Raw genomic sequence first — 24,535 nt, forward strand, 5'->3', positions numbered from 1 at the left:
AAGTTGACAGTCTAGGTAAACTCCGTACCCTGTGCAATATCAAATTACTCTCATTAAACGATATACCAAGGATCAACTTATGTCGGCTGTCATCCGCCATGACTGGCAACTCAATGAAATCGAGGCACTTTTCGCACTTCCGTTTAACGATTTGCTGTTTCAAGCGCAACAAGTTCATCGTGCTAACTTCGATGCCAACGCTGTGCAAGTAAGTACCTTGCTATCGATTAAAACTGGCGCTTGCCCAGAAGACTGCAAATATTGCCCACAGAGTGCGCATTATCGAACTGACGTTGATAAAGAGCGCTTAATGGCGGTCGAAAAAGTTCTCGAAGAAGCGCGTGCAGCGAAAGCGCAGGGGGCTAGTCGCTTCTGCATGGGGGCCGCCTGGCGTAATCCAAAAGATCGCGATATGCCGTATGTGATTGAAATGGTTAAAGGCGTGAAAGAGCTTGGTTTAGAAACTTGTATGACATTAGGTATGTTGAGTCCGCAACAGGCTCAAGCTCTAAAACAAGCTGGTCTCGATTATTACAACCACAACCTCGATACATCACCTGAATTTTATGGCGAAATTATCTCCACGCGTACCTACGCGGATAGGCTTTCGACACTACAAAATGTACGCGATGCGGGCATGAAGGTATGTGCTGGCGGTATTGTTGGTATGGGCGAAAGCCGTCGCGATCGCGCGAGTTTGTTGGCACAACTAGCCAATTTACCGCAACACCCAGAGAGTGTTCCAGTGAATATGTTGGTGAAAGTGCAGGGCACACCATTCGCTGAACTTGATGATCTTGATCCGTTTGAGTTTGTACGAACAATCGCCGTTGCGAGAATCTTAATGCCGCAAAGCTTCGTGCGCTTGTCAGCTGGCCGAGAATCTATGAATGACCAGTTACAAGCGTTATGTTTTATGGCAGGTGCCAACTCTATATTCTACGGCGAACGTTTGCTGACCACTGCCAACCCAGAAACCAATCGTGACCTCGCTTTGTTTGAGCGTTTAGGCTTAAATCCGCTTGCACATGAAGATTATAGTGATGATGTACATGAAGCGGTGATTTCTGATGCGGTAGCCGAACAACAGCAACCGGTACGCTACTACGAAGTGAGTTGATTCGAAACGCTTTTATTATGCAAATAACCCATGAATTGTCAGCCCAATTAGAACAATTGCGTCAGCAACATCGCTATCGCACGCTGGTGCAACGTCAAGCACAACACCTGCAGTTTGACAGTAATGACTATTTAGGGCTGTCGATGCATCCGCGCGTAAAGGCTGCATACGCTGAAGGTGTTCAACAATATGGTGCAAGTAGCGGTGCATCGCCATTGGTGAGCGGCTATCAGGCCCCTCATGCTTATTTGCGCCAGCAACTCGCGCAATGGTTAGAACGTGAAGACGCATTATTGTTTAGTAGTGGGTTTGCGGCGAATCAAAGTACGTTACAAACGCTTGGTAGTCAGTATCAGCGCATTGTCTTGGACAAGTTAAGTCATGCGTCGTTAATCGATGGCGTCCGGCACTTTAAGCACTGGAAACGGTTTCGCCATAACGATGTTGCGCATGCTCAAGAGCTCTTGTTGCCAAACGTGGCGAATCTATTAGTGACCGAGAGTGTGTTTAGTATGGATGGTGACCATGCGCCCCTTAACCAGCTCGCTGAGTTGCCGGCCGATGTCTGGATAGATGATGCGCATAGTATCGGTATAAGCGGTGAAAGTGGGCGTGGCGCTGGCGCCACGTTGTCAGCGGCACAAGCACCGTTATTAACGATAACCTTCGGCAAGGGCTTGGGTGTTATGGGCGCTGCAATTGTCGGTTCATCGGTGATGACGGATTACCTCATGAATCAGGCGCGTGATTTTATCTATTCGACTGCTATGCCTGCGGCTCAAGCGCAGGCAGTCAGTGCTTCGATTAATGTGGTGCAGAGCGCTGAAGGTGAGTCTTTAAGACAGCGTTTACGTGACAATATTCAGTATTTTCGTGAGCAATGCGTTGCGCAAGGTTTACCCATTGGTGCGAATCAACATGCTATCCAAACGCTCATTCTCGGCTCGGAGGAGCGGGTAATTGCCTGGGGGCAATCACTCAGAGCACTCAACATTTACTGCGGGATTATTCGTCCACCAACCGTACCACAAGGCAGTTCAAGGCTGCGCATAACGGTTACCGCTGCCCACAGTACCGCCGACATTGATGCATTAGTGACAGCGTTAATAATCACGCGAGATTTGGTTGAAAAGGCTAACGTTACCGCATGAGAGCGATACAAGAGGTGTTGAAGCAACAACATAAAGTAGCAATCGCGTCGCATTTTAGCCGTGCGGCGCAGAGTTATGAACATCACAACTTATTGCAACGCTGGTGTGCGGCACGATTAATCGAATGGTTACCGGCGGCTACTGGACTGACTGCAGATATTGGCTGCGGACCAGCGGTAAATACTGAGGCATTGCTGGCGCGAACGAAACATTACATTGGTATCGACATTGCTAGCGGCATGTTAGCTAAAGCGCAACGTAACTATCCGAATCAAAGTTGGTTGCGTGCTGATCTCGAAGCACTACCATTTGCAGCGGCTAGTATTAATACGCTGTATGCGAACTTAGCGGTGCAATGGGCCGATGATTTAACAGCGACTTTGAACCACTGGCTGAGTGTGTTGCGTCCGTCGGGAACAGTTGTGATAAGCACAATTCTTGCTGGTTCACTGACACCATTAGCGGATTGTTTTCAGCAATATACCGGTGCACCGCGGCATAATCACTTTTATTCGGCCAGTACTCTGCAGCAGATTTTAAGCAACGTGAGTGGGGCAACGGTACAATTTGAGGTTGAACAGATCACCATTCCTTATCTAACCGTGCGAGCCATGCTCTACGACCTCAAAGGAATCGGGGCGAACTATCAACAACAGCGCCAACAACCACTAACGCGAAGCCAGTTAGCTTGCGTCGAAGCTGCGATGGAATCGCATCGGGATAGAACGGGAAATCTACCGTTGCACTGGGTGGTGGGTTTTATTAAGTTAACAAAAGATTAAGTATGGTTGCATAAATGGAAACTCAAATCCAGCCGCCGCTGTTTATAACGGGTACTGACACCGATGCCGGGAAAACTACATGTGCTGTGGCCTTGATACATGCTTTACGTGGCTCTGGCTGGCGTGTCCGACCCTATAAACCGGTGGCGGCTGGCGCTGAATTGGTTGATGGACAGCTACGCAATAGCGATGCCTTAAAATTGATGCGGGCATGCGCTATTGATGTAACCCATGACAGCTATCTGCAGGTAAATCCTTATTGCTTCGCTCCACCAATTGCACCGCACATTGCCGCTGCACAAGTGGGGGGAGAACCGAGTGTTGCTGGTATTGTCGAAAAGATAACCATGACACCCCTCGAAGCCAATGAATTGGTTGTTATCGAAGGGGCTGGCGGTTGGTTGGTTCCACTTAATAGTAACGAATCGTTAGCCGATGTCGCCGAACAACTGCAAACTCAAGTTATTTTGGTGATTGGCATGAAATTAGGTTGTTTAAGCCATGCGCTGTTAACCGCGGAGGCGATTACCCGACGCGGATTGAATATAGTTGGCTGGATTGCAAATCAACCGCAGCCAACAACAATGGCGTGTTACGAAGAAAACTTAGCGACCTTGCAACGCTTGCTGAAAGCACCATGTTTAGGTGTCGTGCCATTTCTTCCGCATGCAGATGAGACGGCATTAGCACAATATCTTGATGTACAAAGTTTACCGTTGTAACCAACGAGAACAGTCTTGTGCAGGCGCAAGTGAGTGTTTTTCGCCGGCTAGAAAGACATAACCATTCGCGTTGCCATGGTACTGCATATTGGTCCCAATAATACGCAGATAGCTACCTTCTGGAATCGCAATAATCGGCGTTTCAGGTGCCAACGCCATGAACTCAGCAAGGCGCTGGTCTCGCGTTTCACCATGAAAACCAGGCGGTTGATAATCGGTGTAATGCGGGTTTAACTGCACGGGTATCAGTTGTAGCGCGTTGAAAGAAGGTGGCTCAACAATGGGCATGTCATTCGTGGTGCGAATACTTAAGCCTGCAATGTTAGAGCCAGCACTCCAACCCACGTAAGGCACGCCTGACTGCACCGCGACTTGAATGGGGGCAATTAGCTGGTTTTGGTAGAGCTTAGAAAGAAGCTGAAAGGTATTTCCGCCCCCCACCATGATCGCTTCTGCGTTGTTGATAGCGGCAACCGGATCCGATTCCGATTCAATGCCGTATACCTCAATACCAGCCGGAGACAAAGCGATGCGTACCTTTTCGGTGTAGTCGGCGTTTGAAAAACCTACGCCGGCGTACGGAATAAATAAAATACGGCGCTTGCCGCAATGTTCAGCGATTGGCGTGATACAAGGCGCGAGATAATCGCTATCGCCAGCTCGTGAACTGCTGAGTAACAAAATTTGAGCATCGGCCATTGATTTTTCTCCTCGTGTAGGCGGGCAATGGATGCAAAGGCAGTAGGGTACCAAAATAGTTCTTAAAAAACATTCCAAAAGCCTTGTATTTAAAGGCTAACGCCCTTATAAATCGGGTATCCGTTGAAGTCATTGTGAGGTTACAGAAAATGTTGCGGATCGTTTTGTTTTTAGCAACGAACTTAGCAATTTTATTGGTATTAGGCGTGGTGATGAATCTCGTGCTTCCAGCATTGGGTGTCGAACCGACGCAATACCAAGGGTTATTTATTTTCGCAGCGCTATTTGGGTTTGGTGGTGCGTTTATCTCTCTGGCTATGTCGAAATGGCTGGCGAAGCGGTCTGTTGGCGCACAGGTCATTAATCAACCGCGCAATAGCACCGAACAATGGCTAGTGAATACCATTGCTGCGCAAGCGCGAAAAGCGGGTATTCCAATGCCTGAAGTGGCGATTTATGACTCGCCGGAGCCGAATGCCTTTGCTACTGGTGCAAGTAAAAAGAGCTCGCTTGTAGCTGTGAGTACTGGTCTATTACGTTCGATGACGAAAGACGAAGTAGAGGCGGTATTGGCGCATGAGGTGAGCCATATTGCTAATGGTGATATGGTCACCTTGACTCTTATCCAGGGCGTGGTGAACACCTTTGTTATCTTTTTTGCGCGAGTGATTGCCGGAGTTATTGATAACGCGACGCGTAGCAATTCGCAAAATGGTCAAGGCCTTGGTGGTCTTGCCTATTTTGGCATCGTGATGGTGCTCGAATTGGTATTCGGTATTCTCGCAAGCATCATTGTGATGTGGTTTTCACGTCAACGAGAGTTCCGCGCTGATGCCGGTTCAGCGGGTATCGTCGGTAAGCAGAAAATGATTGCCGCATTGCGCCGTTTACAAGGTGCGCAGGAATCAACGCTTGATGGCTCCATGATGGCCTTTGGTATTCAAAGTAAACGCAGCTTTAGTGAGTTGTTTATGAGTCACCCGCCGTTAGCGAAACGGATTCGAGCGCTGGAAAATTTATAATAATTTAAGGAAAGACATGACTAATTGGAGTGCCCGTAGCTGGCGGGATAAAGCCATTCAGCAACAACCTAACTATGCTTCAAAGCCGGCATTGCAGCAGGTTGAGCAACAATTGAAAACCTTCCCACCGTTGGTATTTGCGGAAGAAATTCGTGCGTTGCGGAGTCAATTGGGACGCGTTAGTCAAGGTCATGGCTTTTTGTTGCAAGGTGGCGATTGTGCTGAAACCTTCAGTGATTTTACCGCACCTAAAATTCGTGACACCTTTAAGGTTATTCTACAAATGGCGGTGGTGCTAACCTTTGCTGGATCTTGTCCGGTGACTAAGGTCGCTCGAATGGCTGGTCAGTACGCTAAACCACGTTCGAGCGATTTTGAAACGGTGGATGGCATCGCTCTGCCTAGTTATCGTGGTGACATTATCAATGGTGCGGATTTCACGGTTGAAGCCCGTGAACCGGATCCGCAACGTATGATTAATGCCTACCATCACTCAGCTGCGACGTTGAATTTACTGCGCGCGTTCGCTCAAGGTGGTTTGGCTGACCTCCATAAAGTGCATAAGTGGAACATGAGCTTTGTTGAAGCGAATCCGCTGAAAGAGCAATACTTGCGTGTTGCGGAACAAATTCAATCGGCATTGAAGTTTATGGAAGTGCTTGGTATCAACGCGGAAAGCAATGCAACAATCCATGAAACCCAACTTTTCACCTCGCACGAGGCGCTGTTACTTCCCTACGAAGAGGCACTGACCCGCACCGATACATTAACGGGCTTACCTTACGACTGCTCGGCGCATATGGTTTGGATCGGCGAACGTACGCGTCAAATTGACCATGCACACGTGGAGTTTATGCGCGGTATTCATAACCCTCTTGGTGTGAAAATTGGGCCAACAACGCATCCTGATGATGTGATTCGGCTATTGGATGTGTTGAACCCAAGCAATGAAGCAGGGCGCATGACGTTGATTACGCGAATGGGCGCAAATACCTTGGCTGATGCGCTGCCGGCAATTGTGCGACGCGTTAAAGCTGAAGGACGTCATGTGGTTTGGTCAAGCGATCCGATGCATGGTAATACCGTAAAAGCAGAAAACGGATTGAAAACACGTAACTTTGATGCGATTCATCAAGAGTTACGCCAGTTCTTTGCCGTACACCAAGCCGAAGGCACGTACCCTGGTGGTGTTCATTTGGAAATGACCGGCGAAGATGTCACTGAATGTATCGGTGGTGCTTACCAGATCAGCGAACATGATCTAACCCAACGCTATCGTACACAATGTGATCCTCGCTTGAACGCCGATCAAGTGTTAGAATTAGCGTTTCTTGTTGCTGAGTCGTTGAAAGAAGCACGACAAGGTCGCGGTTAACTCTGACATTTTCGAGGTTTAGTGGTATATGTCACACTCTGTTGAGCAGTTTTTTGACAATTTATGGAATGATTACATCAAGTTAACGCCTTCGGCTGCAAAAGTACATCAAGTACTCGGTCAAGGTCGTTCGATCATTAACGATCACGTTGCATTTCGTACCTTCAATATAGCGCCAGTACGCTTGGAAACGCTTGCAAAGCATTTTGAAGCAATGGGCTATAAAGCGTGTGGCGATTATGCTTTTGAAGCGAAGAAGCTGGTTGCGAAGCACTTTGAGCACGCTGACCCGCAATTACCAAAAATCTTTATCTCTGAATTATTGGTTGAAGAGTTTTCGCCGGAATTACAGCGAATTGTAAAGTCATTGGTTGCACAGATTGATGCCGCAGAAGTCGCCAAACCAGAGTTTTTGTACTCAGGCGCACATTGGCAAATTAGCAGCACCGATTATGAGCAGTTACTTGAAGAAAGTGAGTATGCAGCCTGGATGGCAGCGTTTGGTTTCCGTGCCAATCACTTTACCGTCAACGTCAATGAATTGCCGGATTATGAATCGTTGGAGCAGGTGAACGAGACTTTGAAACAAGCAGGTTTTCGCTTGAACACCTCAGGTGGTGAAATCAAAGGTTCACGCGATGTTTTCTTAGAACAGTCGTCAACCATGGCTGATCACACACCAGTGCGTTTCAGTGATATGGAAAAAGTTGTTCCAAGCTGTTTCTATGAGTTTGCGAAACGTTATGAAGTTGCACCGAATCAGCTATACACTGGCTTTGTGGCGGCTTCAGCGGATAAAATCTTCGAAAGCACCAACGCACGCAGTGATGCGCGCACTGATGCTCAAGAGCAAGACGGCAACGTTTAGAAGCGGTGCCGTTCGAGATTGGTTTCAGCAAGAATTTTCGCGGCAATCTCTTCCACAGAAAATCGGGTAGAGTCGAGAAAAGGAATCGCTTCGCGGCGGTACATTTTCTCGACCTCCTGCAATTCAAAACGACACTGTTGCATAGATGCGTAGCGACTACCTTCCCGGCGCTTACTACGAATTTCATGTAAACGCTGCGGATCAAGTGTTAACCCATAGATTTTATGGCGAAACGGCTTAAGTACCTTAGGTAATTGCAAGTTTTCCATATTATCGTCTTCAGTGAGCGGGTAATTGGCCGCTTTAATACCATAATGCAGAGCCAAATAGAGGCTTGTAGGCGTTTTCCCGGTACGTGAAACACCAAGCAGAATAATATCGGCTTCGTCATAGTCTGAAATATTACTGCCGTCATCGTTGGCCAGCGTATAATTCACCGCATCAATACGAAAATCATAATTATCACGTACGTCATTATTTTCTTGAATACCGTGAGTCCGATGGGTTTTGGGCTGCGCGGCCATATTCAGTTCTTTACTCAATGGCGCGACAAAGTAATCGAGAAAGTCATAGCAACTGCCTTTTGATGAGGTAATGACGCGCTTAATATCGATGCTGACAAAGGTATGGAAGATAATCGGACGCTCTCCAGACTCTTGATATGCTTGGTTTATTTTATTAACCGCAAGTTCAGCTTTTTCAATGGTATCGATAAACGCGAGTGTTTTATGGATAACTTTTAGCGGAAACATCGACAGCATTGCTTTCCCAAATGCTTCAGCGGTAAGGGCTGTACCATCAGAAATATAAAAAATTGTGCGCATCTTGGCAGTAATCCTTGCAGATAAAAGTGGATAAGATGTTAACTTGTGACGCCCCAATGTGTAAAATACATTGCCATCCGGGCAGTCAATTAACTGACTGTGTCACGCTAAAACTCCACGAGGAACTCAACGTGCAGAATAACGTTCAAGATTATGTGCTTTGGTATGATCAATTAGGGATGAATGATGTTGGCCGTGTTGGCGGTAAGAACGCGTCACTCGGTGAAATGATAAGCCATTTGGCAGGCGTTGGTGTTGATGTGCCGAATGGGTTTGCGACCACGGCAGAAGCATTCAATGAGTTTCTCGAGCAAAGTGGCGTGAATGAACGCATTCATGAAATTCTCGATGATCTTGATACCGATGATGTTAAAGCCTTGGCAGAAGCTGGCAAAAAGATTCGTCAATGGGTTATTGAAACACCATTTCAACCAGCGTTAGACGAAGCGATTCGCGCGGCCTATGAACAGCTAAGCGGTGGTAACGACGAAGTGAGTTTCGCCGTACGTAGCTCGGCCACAGCAGAAGATATGCCTGATGCATCATTTGCGGGGCAGCAAGAAACGTTTTTGAACGTACGTGGCATTGACGCCATTATGGAAGCGATTAAGCACGTATTCGCATCATTATTTAATGACCGTGCTATCTCGTATCGTGTGCACCAAGGTTATGACCATCGCGGTGTCGCGCTTTCAGCTGGTATCCAGCGCATGGTACGTAGTGACATTGCCTCATCAGGGGTCATGTTCTCTATTGATACTGAGTCAGGCTTTGATCAAGTTGTCTTCATTACATCTTCGTACGGATTAGGCGAGATGGTGGTGCAGGGTGCCGTCAACCCTGACGAGTTTTATGTACACAAACCAACGCTGAAGGCTAAGCGTCCAGCTGTCTTGCGCCGTAATTTAGGTAGTAAAAAAATCCAAATGATTTATTCGGATGCGGTCGATCACGGCAAACAAACATCGATTGTTGATATCCCTGCAGAATTATCTGAGAAGTTTTCAATTACTGACGCTGAAGTTGAGGCGTTAGCACGCCAAGCAGTCATCATCGAACAACATTATGGCCGTCCGATGGATATCGAATGGGCAAAAGATGGTATCGACGGCAAGCTCTATATCGTACAAGCTCGTCCAGAAACGGTGCAATCGAATAAGTCTGGTCAAGCGTTGGAACGTTACGCACTGAAAGCTAAAAGCGATGTGGTGGCAGAAGGGCGTGCAATCGGTCAGAAGATTGGCGCTGGTGTCGCTCGAGTTCTCAATGATATTTCAGAGATGGACAAAGTTCAGCCAGGCGATGTGCTCGTCACTGATATGACCGATCCTGATTGGGAACCAATCATGAAGCGCGCTTCAGCAATTGTCACTAACCGCGGTGGGCGTACGTGCCATGCGGCGATTATTGCGCGTGAACTTGGGATTCCTGCAGTCGTCGGTTGTGGTGATGCAACCGACAAAATTGCAGCTGGTTCGCCTGTCACTGTTTCGTGTGCAGAGGGTGACACCGGTTATATTTATAACGGCGAGTTAGAGTTTGATGTAACGACCTCGGATGTTGGTGATATGCCAGCACTGCCGCTAAAAATTATGATGAACGTCGGTAACCCTGATCGCGCATTTGATTTTGCAAGCTTACCGCACGCTGGTGTTGGCTTGGCGCGTTTAGAATTCATTATTAACCGCATGATTGGCGTGCATCCAAAAGCTTTGTTGAACTTCGATCAACAAAGCCCTGAATTGCAACAGCAGATTCGCGGCTATATGGCTGGCTACGAGAGCCCGCGTGAATATTATGTGGGTAAATTAACCGAAGGTATCGCCACCCTTGCCGCGGCATTCTCTCCAGAGCGTGTGATTGTGCGGATGTCAGATTTTAAATCGAACGAATACGCCAACTTGGTTGGTGGGCGCCAATACGAGCCACATGAAGAAAACCCAATGCTCGGTTTCCGAGGCGCTTCACGTTATATCTCGGAAGAATTCCGTGATTGCTTTGCGATGGAATGTGATGCCATTAAGCGTGTCCGCAATGATATGGGTTTAACCAATGTTGAGGTTATGATTCCATTCGTGCGTACCCTCGAAGAAGGTCGTAAGGTGATTGAATTGCTTGCCGAGCAAGGATTAGTGCAAGGCGAGAATGGCTTACGCGTGATTATGATGTGCGAATTACCATCAAATGCGCTGTTGGCTGAGCAGTTCCTTGATATTTTTGATGGTTTCTCGATCGGTTCGAACGATTTAACTCAGTTAACCTTAGGTCTCGATCGTGATTCTGGTGTGATCGCACATTTATTTGATGAGCGTAACGAAGCGGTCAAAGCTATGTTAGCTATGGCCATTCAGGCAGCGAAGAAGAAAGGCAAATATGTGGGTATATGCGGTCAAGGTCCGTCTGACCATGCTGACTTCGCGGCTTGGTTGGTTGAACAGGGTATCGATTCAGTATCGTTGAATCCAGATACAGTTGTTGAAACTTGGCTGTATCTCGCTGAGCATCATGCGTAATTCACTGAAGTAAGGTAGACGAGCGCGTTTTATGTCGAATTCGGATCAAGTATTACCGGTATTTACAGCATTTGAACGGCGTGAAACGCGCGTCGAAACCGTATACCAGAATTATTTAATTGCATTAGAGCAGTCTGGGTTTGATGGTGACATCGATGGTTCTTATAGCGGCCGTTTAATCGCCGCTACGGATAACAGCGTCTATCAACAATTACCTCAAGCGGTACTATATCCTCGTACCACGGCAGCTGTTCAACAGGCGTTTTCTCTCGCGCAGCAAGTGGCATTTCGCTCAATTAAATTCTCACCACGAGGCGGTGGCACCGGCACTAATGGCCAGTCACTTACCGCTGGCATTGTGGTCGACTTAAGCCGCTACTTTAATAACGTTTACGAAGTTGATGCAGAAGCGCGATCGGTTCGATGCCAAACCGGTGTCGTCAAAGATGCGCTAAATGACGCCGTGCGCTCTCATGGCTTGTTCTTTTCGCCAGATCTATCGACTAGTAATCGTGCCACAATTGGCGGCATGATTAATACCGATGCATCGGGGCAGGGTTCTTTGGTTTACGGTAAAACCAGTGACCATATTCTTGAGCTCACTGCGGTGTTATTAAATGGCGAATGTATTACCACGGCGCCTAAAAGCCTCGCTGAAGCGGAGCAAATTGCTGCTGGGACGACTCTAGAAGCCACGATTTATCGGCAAGCTATTGCCACCTGTGTGGGGCAGCGGGCGGCGATTGAGGATAAATTCCCGCCACTCAACCGGTTTTTAACGGGGTATGATCTAAAACATTGTTATAACCCTGAACGTCAAGAAATCGATATTTCACGCTTACTGGCTGGTTCTGAAGGAACGTTGGCTTGTATCGTTGAGGCCAAACTGAATCTCACCTTAATTCCGCGTTACAAAGTACTGGTGAACGTGAAATATAGTGATTTTCAAGCAGCGCTGCGCAACGCTCCGTTTTTAGTTCAAGCCCGCGCCACATCGGTTGAGACCATCGATAGTAATGTTTTAGAGTTAGCGCGTAATGATATCATTTGGCATCAGGTCGCTGAGCAGTTGCAAGATGTGCCAGAACAGCCGATGCGTGGCATTAACATGGTGGAATTCACCGCCGTTGATCAAGCCGAAATCAAAGATAAAGTTGATTGGCTTACTAAAACACTGGATAACTTAATTGCCGAACAGCCTGAGTTGGGCGTGATTGGTTATCAGGTCTGCGAAGACGCTAACAGTATTCAAACGATTTATACGATGCGCAAAAAAGCCGTGGGATTACTTGGAGCAACCAAGGGCCGTCGCAAACCGGTAGCTTTTGCAGAAGACACAGCAGTTCCTCCTGAGAAGTTGGCTGATTTTATCGCTGAATTTCGAGCGTTACTTGATTCTTATAACTTGCATTATGGCATGTTTGGCCATGTTGATGCAGGTGTGCTTCATGTGCGGCCGGCGCTCGATATGACCGATCCTGAAGATGAACAGCTATTACGTCAAATCAGTGATCGTGTTGCGACATTAACCGCAAAATATGGCGGTCTCATGTGGGGCGAACACGGCAAAGGGTATCGCTCGGAGTATGCGCCAAGTTTCTTCGGCGAGGCGTTATATAAAGAAATACAAAAGATTAAGGCGGTATTTGATCCGGATAATCGCCTCAATCCAGGTAAAATCTGTACCCCGTGGGGCTCAAACGATCAATTGGTTTCAGTGGATGCCACTAAACGTGGATACTATGATCGTCAGATTCCGATAACTGTTCGTGACGACTACCAAGCCGCGATGAACTGTAACGGGAATGGGCTTTGTTTTAATTACGCCGCTGACTCCACAATGTGTCCTTCGTTTAAAGCAACGGGCAATCGGCGTAATTCACCAAAGGGTCGAGCGACGTTGATTCGCGAATGGTTGCGATTAAATGCAGCGCAACAATTTGATCCATCTGGATTTCCACAAAAATCGCGTTTTGAAATACTCAAGCAGGTACCGAGCGCTGAAAAGTTTGATTTTAATCATGAAGTTAAAGCCGCAATGGATAGTTGCTTGGCGTGCAAGGCTTGCGCCAGTCAGTGTCCTGTCAAAGTCGACGTACCGAGCTTTCGCGCGAAGTTTTTAGCGTGGTATTACAATTTATATCGCCGCCCAAGCAAAGATTATCTGGTCAAGAATGTTGAATCGCTAGGGGCGATGATGGCCAAGTGGCCAAGGTTGAGTAATTTTCTCAGTCATAATCCGTTAAGCCGCTGGGTAACGCGTCAAGGGTTCGGTTATGTGGATGCGCCGAAGTTATCGGTGCCGTCAGCAGCGACACGTTGGCAGGCAAATAATTGGCCTCAACTGAACGAAAAGCAACTGGCTGAATTAAGCCCTGATCAGCGTCAACAGTGTGTTGTGGTGGTACAAGATCCATTTACTAGTTTTTACGATGCGGCGTTATTAGAGGCGTTTGGAAAAATCGCCTCACAAATGGGCTACACGCCTGTATTGCTTGCATTTAAAGGAAATGGCAAAGCGCAGCATGTTAAAGGCTTCTTAAAAGAGTTTAGCCAAACGGTTGAAACCGTTGTACGACAGTTGAACCAAGTGGCTGCTCTAAAAGTATCGATGGTCGGGTTAGATGCGTCTACTGTACTTTGTTTGCATGATGAATACCGCGATTATTCCAAGCAGTCATTACACTACAACGTTCAGTTGGTGCAACAGTGGCTCTTGCAAGTTTTGCCGGAACGCGCTTCGGCGCTTGCGATGAAGTCGCCAACTCGCAAGTTGCAATTGTTAAGTCATTGCACAGAACAGACGGCGATGCCCAAAGCCGCTCAAGAATGGCAACAGATCTTTAATTTCTGGCAAATTCCATTGCAGGTTGAAGCGACAGGCTGCTGTGGTATGGCTGGAACCTTTGGTCATGAATTAGAGAATCAGCAGGTTAGCCAGAAACTGTATGATATGAGCTGGCGGGATAAGGTTGAAAGAGCTGACGTTGTGACCTTGGCAACAGGCTTTTCTTGTCGTTCGCAAGTGAAACGAATGAGCACAAAAAAGCGGGCATTACACCCGCTTCAATGGTTAGCTCAAAACTGCGCTTAACGCGCAGCTTTCGCTTTGGCAATAACTTCACGAGCCATTTGATCCGCAATCTCACCGGTTGGGCGCTTTTCAGCAGCTGAGCGGGTAAAGATTTGATCTAAGGTATCGTAAATATCGCGTACACGCTTGTCGGTTTCTTCGCGACTCATGTTGGCAGCTTCGCTACAGACATGAATGACACCACCAGCGTTGATGACGTAGTCTGGTGCATACAAAATACCCATGTCCATGACAATCTTGTCGTGAGCAGGGGTCGCCAACTGGTTGTTTGCGCTACCGGCAATAATCTTGGCTTTAATTTGCTTCAGCGTTTCATCATTGATGATTGCACCAAGAGCACATGGTGCGTACACGTCAACGTCTAAGCCGTAAATCTCGTCTAAACCAACAACAGTTGCGTTCAGTTCTTTGGCTGCACGTTGGCAAGCTTCTTCATTAATATCCGTAACGAAAAGTTCAGCACCTTCTTTGGCACAGTACTCAGCAAAGTCATAACCTACTGCACCTAGGCCTTGTACCGCGATTTTCAAACCGTTGAGGTTATCGTTAACAAATTTGTGTTTTGCCGCGGCTTTTAAACCTAAATAAGTACCCAGCGCTGTCTGTGGTGACGGGTCACCGGCTTTTTCTGCTGTACCGGCAACGTAGCTGGTTTCTTCAGCAACGTATGCGATATCGCTGGTGCGAATGTTGACGTCTTCAGCGGTAATATAACGACCGCTCAATGAGTTAACGAAGCGACCGTAAGCTCGCATTAATTCTGGTGTTTTGATTGTTTTAGCGTCACCAATAATTACCGCTTTACCGCCACCAAGTGGCAAGCCGGCGAGGGCGCTTTTGTAGGTCATGCCGCGTGACAGACGAAGTACATCGGTCAATGCTTCTGAAGATGATGCATAGTTCCACAAGCGAGTTCCGCCCAAGGATGGACCAAGCGTGGTGTCGTGGATGGCAATGATTGCTTTCAAACCCGTTTCTTTATCATGACAAAACACGACTTGTTCGTGTTGGTCGAACTCTTTGTGTTCGAATAGAGACATTCTAGGTATTCCTCGTTCATCCCAAAAATTGCGCGAACATTATCATTTTGACGGGTATTTCGCTAGTGAATTACTGAAATAAACTGTTAACGTTTACGTCAACTGTTGCAAGCAAAGTTTACACCTCGAAAAACCGTTGCGTTTGCGCTTGAAAGCGGTAGTATTACTGGGTGTTTAGACTTTTTTAACAACGAATAATAAGTAGTAAAGCGAGAATAACTATGGCAGAACAACAACCTGAAGCAATGACCGACGAACAAGTGTCAGCTTGGGTTCGTGAGCATTTTCAAGCCGCTAACAAGTATTTAGCCGAGCAGGGAATTATTAGCGACCAAATTTTATCAAAAGATAGCCGTTATCTAGCTCCGCACGTTGCGGTGTGGAAGTTCAATACACAAGATAAGAAAACTTTGTGGGTTATCAATGGTGATGTGCCAACCGACGTGATTGGCGATAAAGCGGCAAAAGATGCCCGTGACGCCATGCGTTATTTTGCTCTACGTTGGCAAATGCAGGCTGAAGGCGTGTTACAACAGGCGCAAAACGATCCAGAAAAGCAACGTTATGCGCACTATCTTGTCAATCGTGCTGAAAATTTATATCAGCTCAGCACGAGTAACGATTTATGGCAGCAGCAAGAAGCTTAATCCGACTGCGCCACCACATCTAAAACACCCGCATTAATCAGGTCGCAACATAGTGTTGTGGCCTTTTTATTGCTCAATTGCTCAATGAATTCCGCTACCGGACGATCATCCCATAATTCGCCAAGAAGCTTAGCAAATGGCAGTAATTCGTTATCAATAGGCCAAGCATCGCCGTTACTGTAGAGCATATCGCGTTGAGGACTCAGTAATATACGTGCACCAGGCGTACGAACCAGTAACGTTTCATTATCTTGTGCCAGTGACAAAAGCTCTTCCGGGCTGATATCACCTTCAGGCTGCGGCAACGGACGTTTACTTTGTGACATGACTAGTAATAATGCATGGTCAAGGTCAAGCTGTTGCCACGACTGCACTAAAAAATTGCGCGCGTGGGCCAGCTGTTCGGCATCAACAATATAAGCTGGACCAAAATCATCGCATTCTGCATCGCGATAACGAGGTAGTTTGATATCGTTAAGCTGGCTTAACATATCTGCTGTTGCAGCGCCGAGCTCGGCAGTGTTAGGCGCACGAAAGCCGACTGAGTAATTCAAGCTAGGTTCAAGCGCAACACCGTTGTGGGGACAGCCCGCGGGAATATAGAGCATATCACCAGGCTCAAGTACCGCATCAATGATCGGTTCAAAAGCATCAGCTAATTGTTTGAGATCAGGATGTGGACAATGTTCATTAGCGTTAGTCACGCGTGCACCTACTTGCCAATGGCGACGGCCTAAGCCTTGAATAATAAATACATCATACTGATCAAGGTGCGGACCAACACCACCATTTTCGGTAGCAAAACTAATCATGACATCATCAATACGCCAATCTGGCAGAAAGCGAAACGGCGCGATAAGTTGTTGAACTTCGGGTACCCATTCGTTGACCGATTGTACCAATAACGTCCAACCATCTTCGCCAAACGCATCGTATGACTCAAAAGGTCCGTGTACGACGTTCCACTTGCCATCGTGGTTTTCAATAACGCGCGAATCGACGCCTTCTTCAAGTGCCAGACCGGCAAGAATTTCGGGTTCGATTAAATCATTAAAATTTTTGAACGCGCCACGAATAAGACGTGGCTGTTTTTGCCACGCCTCGCGTAAAAACTCATGGGAATTTAGGTTCAGGGTTAAGCTCATGCGTCCAACTCATCGACAAACGCAACCGCGCGGCCAATATAAGTTGCAGGCGTTAACTGTTTTAATTCCTCTTTGGCGGCTTTTGGCATATCGAGGTTATCAATAAATGTCGCCATAGCTGCTTGATCAACACGTTTACCGCGAGTGAGTTCTTTTAATTTTTCGTATGGCTTTTCGATACCATAGCGGCGCATGACCGTTTGTACCGGCTCCGCCAGCAATTCCCAGTTAGAATCTAGCTCACGTAATAAGTTTTCAGAATTCACTTCAAGTTTGCTAATACCTTTTAATGTCGCTTGATAAGCGATTAACGCGTAGGCAAACCCGACCCCTAAATTACGTAGAACCGTTGAGTCGGTCAGGTCACGTTGCCAACGACTAACCGGTAGTTTCTGGGCTAAGTGCGCCATAATTGCATTAGCTAGACCTAAATTGCCCTCTGAATTCTCAAAGTCAATTGGGTTCACTTTATGCGGCATAGTTGATGAACCGACTTCACCAGCGATGGTGCGCTGTTTGAAGTGATTCAGTGCAATGTAGCCCCATACGTCACGGTTGAAATCGATCACGATCGTATTAAAACGTGCGACTGCATCAAATAGCTCCGCGATGTAATCATGTGGCTCTATCTGGGTGGTGTACGCGTTCCACGTTATTCCGAGAGAGGTTACGAATTGCTCAGAAACGTGGTGCCAGTCGACGTTTGGATAGGCGGCCAAGTGCGCGTTGTAGTTACCAACTGCGCCGTTGATTTTGCCTAACAATGGTACCGCACTAAGTTGCTCTAATTGGCGTTGCAAGCGAACAAATACGTTCGCCATTTCTTTACCCATGGTTGTCGGTGTTGCCGGTTGGCCATGTGTGCGGGCCATCATCGGTACCGTTTTATGCTCAACCGCTAGAGCTTTGATGGCGGCTGTGAGTTCTTGCATGCTTGGAAGCATCACGTCATTTAGTGCTTCGCGTAACATCAATGCATGAGAAAGGTTGTTGATATCTTCTGAAGTACAAGCAAAGTGGATAAACTCACTCACTGCATTGAGCTCGGCATTCTCAGCCACTTTTTCTTTCAAGAAATACTCAACAGCTTTTACATCATGATTCGTGGTGCGCTCAATATCTTTGACGCGCTGTGCATCTTGCTCTGAAAAATTATCAATAATGTCCTGCAAAAACTTCGTTGCAGATGACGAAAGTGCCGGAACTTCGCTGATTTCTGCAACGCTAGCGAGTTGCTCTAGCCAACGAATTTCTACAATAACGCGGTTTCGAATAAGTCCGTATTCGCTGAAGATAGGGCGTAAAGCAGCCGCTTTGCTACCGTAGCGACCGTCGACAGGCGAGAGGGCAGTTAATGCAGAAAGGTTCATCATGATAAAGGCTCCGAGTGCTCACGTAATTCGCGTAAAAGTTGCTGGGCAATGCGTACCATACGCTGCCGATTGAAAATGAAATGGCGACGTTTGCCGCCCAATTGCCGCCATAACACGGCATTTCGCACCCCAGCTAGGAGTAGAGCACGAATTAAATGCTGGTTACTAGGTTGCTGTAAAAACTCTTGTTTGCCATTAATTTTTAATGGCTGTCCCAAAGGCGATATTAAGTCACTGTAGGCGCTACCCATACTGGCGATAACAGTATCGTCACTGAATTGAAAGTCGTTTTTTTGTCGCTGCATTTGGGTGATGCGCTGGCTTAATTGCTGCAGTGCTTTGGCTGAGCGAGTTAGACGTCGCTCTAATGCCAGCATGCCAACCACGTAACGTGTGACTTCAACATCCTTATCACGGGTTGCGCCAATTTGTTGCAGCAAGCTTTCTAGGCCTAGCCTTAATTCACTTAGGTTAGGATACAACGTTTGTAGGCTTTCAGGGTTCTGGTTCAACACGCTGTCGATGAGCACGCGTCCGGCGTTTACTTCGCGGATACTGCCAAACCGAGCTACCTGTTTTACTGCTGCGGCAGCTTGTGCCAACGCGGCTAGGGCGACAACTCGTTCAAACCATTGATCGCGTGGTAACGCTGACATCAGAGTAATACCTCGTGATCAGCTAAGCGTTGTTCAATAATGCCACCACCAAGACATACTTCGTCTTGATAAAACACCGCTGATTGCCCTGGGGTGACCGCCGCAACCGGTGTATCAAATTCAACTTGTACTGAACCATTTGGCATCGGGCTTACCCGACAAGGAATGTCAGCCTGGCGATAGCGTGTTTTCACCACACAATTGAATGCTTGTTGTGGTTGCTCGCGGTCGACCCAATGTAACTGGCCGGCAATCAATCCAGTTGAATAAAGACGCGGATGATTTTTGCCTTGAGCAACAATCAACACGTTGCGGGCGACGTCTTTATCGACGACGTACCAAGGTTCATCGCTGGCCTCAGCAAGACCGCCGATATGCAAACCTTTGCGCTGTCCAAGGGTGTGGTACATCAACCCTTCGTGCTGACCTAACTCAACACCATCAACTGATTCGATGGGACCCGGCTGCGCCGGCAGATACTGCTGTAAGAAGTCTTTGAACTTGCGCTCACCAATAAAGCAGATACCTGTAGAATCCTTTTTATCAGCGGTCACCAACCCTTGTTCTTCTGCAATACGGCGTACTTCTGGTTTCTCCAGCTCGCCAACCGGGAACAAGGTTTGGGCAACATGTGAATGCGCCAGCGTATATAAGAAGTAGCTTTGGTCTTTGTTACTATCTAGACCCCGCAACAATTGGAATTTACCATTGTGTTCGCGGCGTCGCACATAATGCCCAGTGGCAATGTAATCAGCGCCGAGAGCGACTGCAGCAAATTCAAGAAATGCTTTAAATTTAATTTCTTTGTTGCACATAATATCAGGGTTTGGTGTACGACCAGCACGATACTCCTCGAGGAAGTACTCAAACACGTTATCCCAATACTCGGCAGCAAAGTTTACTGTGTGAAGCAGAATTCCTAGTTTTTCGCAAACCGCCTCTGCGTCAGCCAGATCACTAGCCGCAGCGCAGTATTCATCGGTGTCGTCTTCTTCCCAGTTTTTCATGAACAGGCCTTCAACTTGATAACCTTGTTGCATAAGTAGGTAGGCAGACACTGATGAATCAACTCCACCAGACATTCCGACGATCACTTTTTTATTGGCGTTTTCGCTTGGCATTTCAGACATCGACTTCAAATACACTCACAGTTAATAAAGGCGCAGGATTTTACCACACAGGAGGCTCTTCGCGCCACTCACCTGGCTGTAAACCGCGCAATAACCACTTACCAATTCCTGCTCGGATAAGCCGCAGGGTTGGATGACCTATCGCCGCTGTCATGCGCCGAACTTGACGATTCCGACCTTCACTTATCTTAATGCAGAGCCAGCAGTCTGGTACGCTTTTACGTTCGCGTACTGGTGGGTTGCGTGGCCACAGGTTCATTGGCTCGTCCATTATGAAAGCTTCAGCAGGTAACGTCATACCGTCATTAAGTTCAATCCCTTGACGTAATTGTTGTAAGGCTGTTTCAGTTGGTATGCCCTCAACTTGAACCCAATAGGTTTTGGTCATTTTATGTTTGGGATGACTGATCTTGTGCTGAAGCTCGCCGTCATTCGTCAGTAACAACAAACCTTCACTATCTTTATCAAGGCGTCCGGCAGGGTATACGTCATTAAAGGGTACGAGACCCTTGAGAGTTTGTTCGTCGTTACTACCGGAAAATTGGCTCAATACACCATAGGGCTTGTTCAAGAGTACGAGCTTTGGGTTAGCGGGCCGCGGGCGACTTGGTGTTGTTTTGCGGCGTGAAAATCGACGTTGCGGTTTGCCCGTGCTCACAAGAACTCCTTGAATTAACTCAAACATATGGCGCCATTATCCCACAACTTCACATAAATGACATTGGTAAGCGTTGCGGCGTTGCCGTATAATTGGCGCTGAAACACAACTTGGAGATTAAACGCGTGTCAAATAACTCAAATAATACGGCACCTCAGTTAGCTGCTGGCGATTTTAGTCGAGCGTTACGTGGTGAGATCAAATTAACAATTGGTCCATTATTACAACGCTCTTGGGACATTACCTTACGATCATTGCCGTGGATGCTCATTGTGTTTATTGGTGTTTTAGCATTGAGCGCCGTCGTGTCTGAAATATTAATGGCTGTATTTCCTTACGATGAGCAAGCTATGGCGAATCCGGAAGCGATTGATTGGGAGCAAGTCAATCTTGGTAACCTCGTGCTAAGTAGCTTGTTACAAGAATTAATATTAGCCCCGTTTACTGCCATGCTGGTGTTTGTTGGTATGCTCAATGCGATTGACCAAAAACCAAGCGTTGCCAAATTACGAGGCGTTTTAAAATTTGCACCACAATTAATGTTGGTTGCTGTGCTGAAGCTAGTCGTTATGGCGTTAGGCGTTGGCATTATTATTGCCGTCGCTTCATTTTTAAGTGTCGCTTTGGCGATTTTATTAGGCGTTTTGGCAGCCATTTATCTCCAGCTTGCGATGATGTTAGCTGTACCTTTAGTGATTGACCGTCAATTAAGTGCCACTCGGGCTCTGATCGCATCGTTTTTGGTGATCAATAAAGCGATGTTCCCCGTACTTGGACTGATGGTACTCGTTGGCGTTATTGTCGTTATTAGTGCATTGCCGTTGTTGTTGGGCCTAATTTTCACCATCCCAATGGCATTTAACGCGTTAGGCGTTGTTTATAATGCGCTCGTAGGTTGTTCTGACGATAGCCAACATCCAAGTCACGAATTAACGGAGTAACTATGCGATTTTTAGGCTGGTTTGTCGCCGTCGTTTTAGTTGTGTTGGCAATTTGGTTGCCAACACAATTGAACGTGCAACCAGACAGTATGGATGAGCAAAGCAACGACAGACGACAAGAACTGCAAGTAGAAATAATTACTGAGGTTCCAAACTTTCAACAATTCGCTGATGTTCGAAACAAGAAACAAGCATTCTTTGGTTTCTTGGCGCCTATCGTTCAAGTGGAAAATGCATCGATTGAGCAAGAGCGGGAGCGAGTTGTACGTATTCAGCAACATTTATTGGCAGGCAATAAATTGTCGAGCCAGCAATCGAAACAACTGACAGCTATAGCTGAACGCTACAATGTAGATGTCGATAGTAGCGATTATGAAGCAACGTTTGGCGTTTTGTTGCGTCGCGTTGATGTGGTTCCAGAAGCTCTCGTTTTAGTCCAAGCAGCGAATGAGTCAGGCTGGGGAACTTCGCGTTTTGCAACTGAAGCGCTTAACTTCTTTGGTCAGTGGTGTTTTACCAAAGGCTGTGGCCTAGTGCCCGACGCGCGTGCTGATGACATGAGCCATGAAGTACGTAAATTTTCCTCGGTTAACGCCTCGGTACGAAGCTATTTACGCAACATTAATACCCATCCAGCGTACTTCGAGTTGCGTCGGTTGCGTGCTGAAAAACGAGCGGCGGGTGCCGATGTTCGTGCACTTGATTTAACGCCCGGCTTGTTAAGCTATTCAGAGCGGGGCGAAGAATATATCTACGAATTAAATTCGATGATACGCGTCAATCGCCCGATTATTATTGATGTGTTAGAGCCTAGCTCAAATTCAGCACCTGAATAACACCATTGCTGCCGGCATTTTCTTGTTCGGCAGCATCTTCTTCATCACGATAATTTAAAAAGTCAGTCGGGGTGCTGTGGTCAAAAGCATGGTCACCATCGGCATTCTCTTCGCCGGTCGCTTGAATGCTTTTAAAGTCATACAACGTCGGATCAGCAAGGTGCGATGGCACGATGTTTTGCAGTGCCGTAAACATACTTTCAATACGACCGGGATATTGACGATCCCACTGTTTGAGTAGGTCTTTAATCACTTTACGCTGCAAGTTTTCCTGCGAACCACATAAGTTACACGGAATGATTGGGAAATTCATGTGCTCAGCGTATTTCGCGATGTCTTTCTCACGCGTGTAGGCTAACGGACGAATCACGACATGCTTGCCGTTGTCACTGACCAGCTTTGGTGGCATGGACTTCATTTTGCCGCCGTAAAACATATTCAACATGAGCGTTTCTACCATATCGTCGCGATGATGCCCAAGCGCTATTTTAGTTGCGCCGAGCTCTTCAGCAACACGGTACAAAATACCACGGCGTAATCGTGAGCAGAGTGAACACGTTGTTTTACCTTCAGGGATTTTCTCTTTGACGATACTGTAGGTGTCTTCTTCGATAATACGGAAATCAACGCCCTCAGCGCTTAAATATTCCGGTAGGATATGCTCAGGAAAACCAGGTTGTTTCTGATCGAGATTAACTGCAACAATCTCGAACTTAACGGGCGCAATGCGCTGTAAGAAACGCAAGATATCAAGCAACGTATAACTGTCTTTGCCGCCTGACAAACACACCATAATTTTGTCGCCATCTTCAATCATATTAAAGTCTTGAATGGCTTCACCGACAGTACGGCGGAGGCGTTTTTTTAACTTGTTAAAGTTGTATTGTTGCTTTTTGGCTTGCGCCGTGATGGTTGCTGCGCTCATGTCTACCTAACTACTTAACGTTGATTCGAGAAAAACGGGCGCGATTATAACTTAATTGGCGACACAAATCCCTCAGGTTTTACGGCCAACAAATCGCAATTAATCGATTCAATCACATGTTCGGCAGTGTTTCCTAAAAGTGCAGCCGAAAATCCCGTACGGCCAATCGTACCGAGTACCACTAATTCAGCATCGAGTTCTTCGGCGAGCTCTGGAATCACTTGCTCGGGCAGCCCCTCGAGTACGTGTTGCTGCATTGGCGGAATATGATAGGGCATCGCGTGCTCCGCTAACGCAATCTTATGATTTTCTTCAATCGTTTCCCGATAATTGGTGGTATCAAATTCTGGTATTTCAGCTGCAATCGTAATCGGCGCCCCTGGAAATGCGTTCACCAGATGCACCTCGCTTTGTAGACAGTTAGCGAAACTAAGTGCTGCTTCAGTTACTTGTCGGTTTAACGAACGGTGATGATCATTTTCTCCCGTTGTGTGAATTGCGGCGAGTATTTTGCCATGTTCGGGCCATTCATGCTCTTTTACCAGTAATACCTTACAAGGTGCTTTGCGTAATAGGTGCCAATCGGTTGGCGTAAAGAGTAGGGCAGCTAAACCTTCACGCTCATGGGTTGCTTTAACGATGATGTCATATTCACCTTCAATCGCTGTTTCAATAATGGCTTCAAATGGTCGATTATGCCAAAGCACTTTAATATCGAAATTGATATCACGGGTGTTGTAGTCTTCGAGAAGATCGTTGATCCATACTTTACGATCATTAATTAAACTGTCACGCATCACGTTGCGTTCGTCGACGGCCAACATGGTGGTCATCTCATACGAAAAATCATAAATCGAGACCATAAACGTAACGTGTGATTGACTGATCCGAGCTAAATGAAGGGCACGATTTAACGCTTTTTGTGGTTGTCGGTCAGCATCTAAAACCGCTAATATTTTTTTCACGCAAGTCATAAATCACCTTGGCTTTAATAAATAAATATGGTTTGAGTTT

The 24,535-nt window shown here is 46.9% G+C and carries 22 protein-coding genes; 12 read left to right on the forward strand and 10 right to left on the reverse strand.

Going from position 1 to position 24,535, the window contains the following annotated elements:
• Nucleotides 1-79 precede the first annotated feature (79 nt).
• The 4 genes from bioB to bioD are packed head-to-tail and all read left to right on the forward strand — an operon-like array spanning nucleotide 80 to nucleotide 3,775.
• Complete coding sequence (gene bioB / locus CWI82_RS05660; RefSeq protein WP_130202896.1) at nucleotides 80-1,120, forward strand: biotin synthase BioB; 1,041 nt, start codon at nucleotides 80-82, stop codon at nucleotides 1,118-1,120.
• Between the two features lie 17 nt (nucleotides 1,121-1,137).
• Entirely contained in the window at nucleotides 1,138-2,271 is a 1,134-nt protein-coding gene (locus CWI82_RS05665; RefSeq protein ID WP_130202897.1) for an aminotransferase class I/II-fold pyridoxal phosphate-dependent enzyme, read from the forward strand.
• Entirely contained in the window at nucleotides 2,268-3,053 is a 786-nt protein-coding gene (locus CWI82_RS05670; RefSeq protein WP_092855070.1) for a methyltransferase domain-containing protein, read from the forward strand. The genes CWI82_RS05665 and CWI82_RS05670 overlap by 4 nt, the downstream gene beginning before the upstream one ends.
• Before the next feature lie 14 nt (nucleotides 3,054-3,067).
• Entirely contained in the window at nucleotides 3,068-3,775 is a 708-nt protein-coding gene (gene bioD, locus CWI82_RS05675; RefSeq protein ID WP_130202898.1) for a dethiobiotin synthase, read from the forward strand.
• Here the strand turns inward: bioD and pepE are convergent.
• Nucleotides 3,764-4,474, reverse strand: coding sequence for a dipeptidase PepE (gene pepE, locus CWI82_RS05680; protein WP_130202899.1), 711 nt, complete (start codon nucleotides 4,472-4,474; stop codon nucleotides 3,764-3,766). The two genes, bioD and pepE, sit on opposite strands and share 12 nt — an antisense overlap.
• 149 nt (nucleotides 4,475-4,623) lie before the next feature.
• Here pepE and htpX point away from each other — a divergent pair, with 149 nt between their 5' ends.
• Genes htpX through CWI82_RS05695 form a run of 3 tightly spaced genes read left to right on the forward strand, consistent with a single transcriptional unit; the run spans nucleotide 4,624 to nucleotide 7,739 of the window.
• Nucleotides 4,624-5,496, forward strand: a complete 873-nt coding sequence (gene htpX, locus CWI82_RS05685; protein WP_130202900.1) for a protease HtpX — start codon at nucleotides 4,624-4,626, stop codon at nucleotides 5,494-5,496.
• A 16-nt stretch (nucleotides 5,497-5,512) separates the two neighbouring features.
• Nucleotides 5,513-6,871, forward strand: a complete 1,359-nt coding sequence (locus CWI82_RS05690) for a class II 3-deoxy-7-phosphoheptulonate synthase (RefSeq protein ID WP_130202901.1) — start codon at nucleotides 5,513-5,515, stop codon at nucleotides 6,869-6,871.
• 28 nt (nucleotides 6,872-6,899) lie between these two features.
• Entirely contained in the window at nucleotides 6,900-7,739 is an 840-nt protein-coding gene (locus tag CWI82_RS05695) for a DUF1338 domain-containing protein (protein WP_092855060.1), read from the forward strand.
• Here CWI82_RS05695 and ppsR read toward each other — a convergent pair.
• On the reverse strand, nucleotides 7,736-8,563 hold the full coding sequence (ppsR, locus tag CWI82_RS05700; protein WP_092855058.1) for a posphoenolpyruvate synthetase regulatory kinase/phosphorylase PpsR: 828 nt from the start codon (nucleotides 8,561-8,563) through the stop codon (nucleotides 7,736-7,738). The genes CWI82_RS05695 and ppsR overlap by 4 nt on opposite strands.
• A gap of 131 nt (nucleotides 8,564-8,694) precedes the next feature.
• Here ppsR and ppsA point away from each other — a divergent pair, with 131 nt between their 5' ends.
• Both ppsA and ydiJ read left to right on the forward strand, forming a co-directional pair.
• A complete protein-coding gene (ppsA, locus tag CWI82_RS05705) occupies nucleotides 8,695-11,076 on the forward strand; it encodes a phosphoenolpyruvate synthase (protein ID WP_267899169.1) in 2,382 nt (793 codons plus the stop codon).
• Between the two features lie 31 nt (nucleotides 11,077-11,107).
• Nucleotides 11,108-14,170 (forward strand): D-2-hydroxyglutarate dehydrogenase YdiJ, encoded by a 3,063-nt coding sequence (ydiJ, locus tag CWI82_RS05710; protein WP_130202902.1) that lies wholly within the window; start codon nucleotides 11,108-11,110, stop codon nucleotides 14,168-14,170.
• On the opposite strand, the gene CWI82_RS05715 is transcribed toward ydiJ, so the two are convergent.
• Entirely contained in the window at nucleotides 14,167-15,210 is a 1,044-nt protein-coding gene (locus CWI82_RS05715) for a Glu/Leu/Phe/Val dehydrogenase dimerization domain-containing protein (RefSeq protein ID WP_130202903.1), read from the reverse strand. The two genes, ydiJ and CWI82_RS05715, sit on opposite strands and share 4 nt — an antisense overlap.
• A 221-nt stretch (nucleotides 15,211-15,431) precedes the next feature.
• Between CWI82_RS05715 and CWI82_RS05720 the strand changes: the two genes are divergently transcribed.
• Nucleotides 15,432-15,857 carry a DUF4826 family protein gene (locus tag CWI82_RS05720; protein ID WP_092855052.1) on the forward strand — a complete coding sequence of 142 codons (426 nt, stop codon included), beginning with the start codon at nucleotides 15,432-15,434 and terminating at the stop codon, nucleotides 15,855-15,857.
• On the opposite strand, the gene CWI82_RS05725 is transcribed toward CWI82_RS05720, so the two are convergent.
• The 5 genes from CWI82_RS05725 to CWI82_RS05745 are packed head-to-tail and all read right to left on the reverse strand — an operon-like array spanning nucleotide 15,854 to nucleotide 20,819.
• Nucleotides 15,854-17,002, reverse strand: a complete 1,149-nt coding sequence (locus CWI82_RS05725; protein WP_092855050.1) for a cupin domain-containing protein — start codon at nucleotides 17,000-17,002, stop codon at nucleotides 15,854-15,856. The two genes, CWI82_RS05720 and CWI82_RS05725, sit on opposite strands and share 4 nt — an antisense overlap.
• A complete protein-coding gene (gene purB / locus CWI82_RS05730; protein WP_092856869.1) occupies nucleotides 16,999-18,372 on the reverse strand; it encodes an adenylosuccinate lyase in 1,374 nt (457 codons plus the stop codon). The genes CWI82_RS05725 and purB overlap by 4 nt, the downstream gene beginning before the upstream one ends.
• On the reverse strand, nucleotides 18,372-19,031 hold the full coding sequence (gene hflD / locus CWI82_RS05735; protein ID WP_130202904.1) for a high frequency lysogenization protein HflD: 660 nt from the start codon (nucleotides 19,029-19,031) through the stop codon (nucleotides 18,372-18,374). Before hflD ends, purB begins: the two co-directional genes overlap by 1 nt.
• Nucleotides 19,031-20,161 carry a tRNA 2-thiouridine(34) synthase MnmA gene (mnmA, locus tag CWI82_RS05740; RefSeq protein ID WP_130203214.1) on the reverse strand — a complete coding sequence of 377 codons (1,131 nt, stop codon included), beginning with the start codon at nucleotides 20,159-20,161 and terminating at the stop codon, nucleotides 19,031-19,033. Before mnmA ends, hflD begins: the two co-directional genes overlap by 1 nt.
• 40 nt (nucleotides 20,162-20,201) lie before the next feature.
• The gene (locus CWI82_RS05745) at nucleotides 20,202-20,819 is read right to left on the reverse strand and encodes a pseudouridine synthase (protein ID WP_325049920.1); all 618 of its coding nucleotides are present in this window, start codon (nucleotides 20,817-20,819) and stop codon (nucleotides 20,202-20,204) included.
• Between the two features lie 125 nt (nucleotides 20,820-20,944).
• On the opposite strand from CWI82_RS05745, the gene CWI82_RS05750 reads away from it, so the two are divergent.
• A complete protein-coding gene (locus CWI82_RS05750) occupies nucleotides 20,945-21,760 on the forward strand; it encodes a DUF2189 domain-containing protein (protein WP_092855042.1) in 816 nt (271 codons plus the stop codon).
• 2 nt (nucleotides 21,761-21,762) lie between these two features.
• Nucleotides 21,763-22,596 (forward strand): glucosaminidase domain-containing protein, encoded by an 834-nt coding sequence (locus CWI82_RS05755; RefSeq protein ID WP_092855040.1) that lies wholly within the window; start codon nucleotides 21,763-21,765, stop codon nucleotides 22,594-22,596.
• Here the strand turns inward: CWI82_RS05755 and ttcA are convergent.
• Both ttcA and uspE read right to left on the reverse strand, forming a co-directional pair.
• Nucleotides 22,571-23,521 carry a tRNA 2-thiocytidine(32) synthetase TtcA gene (ttcA, locus tag CWI82_RS05760; protein WP_092855038.1) on the reverse strand — a complete coding sequence of 317 codons (951 nt, stop codon included), beginning with the start codon at nucleotides 23,519-23,521 and terminating at the stop codon, nucleotides 22,571-22,573. The genes CWI82_RS05755 and ttcA overlap by 26 nt on opposite strands.
• A 44-nt stretch (nucleotides 23,522-23,565) precedes the next feature.
• Nucleotides 23,566-24,495 carry a universal stress protein UspE gene (gene uspE / locus CWI82_RS05765; protein ID WP_130202905.1) on the reverse strand — a complete coding sequence of 310 codons (930 nt, stop codon included), beginning with the start codon at nucleotides 24,493-24,495 and terminating at the stop codon, nucleotides 23,566-23,568.
• Nucleotides 24,496-24,535 lie beyond the last annotated feature (40 nt).

Source organism: Pseudidiomarina tainanensis, assembly GCF_004214835.1.
Taxonomy (GTDB): Bacteria; Pseudomonadota; Gammaproteobacteria; order Enterobacterales; family Alteromonadaceae; genus Pseudidiomarina; species Pseudidiomarina tainanensis.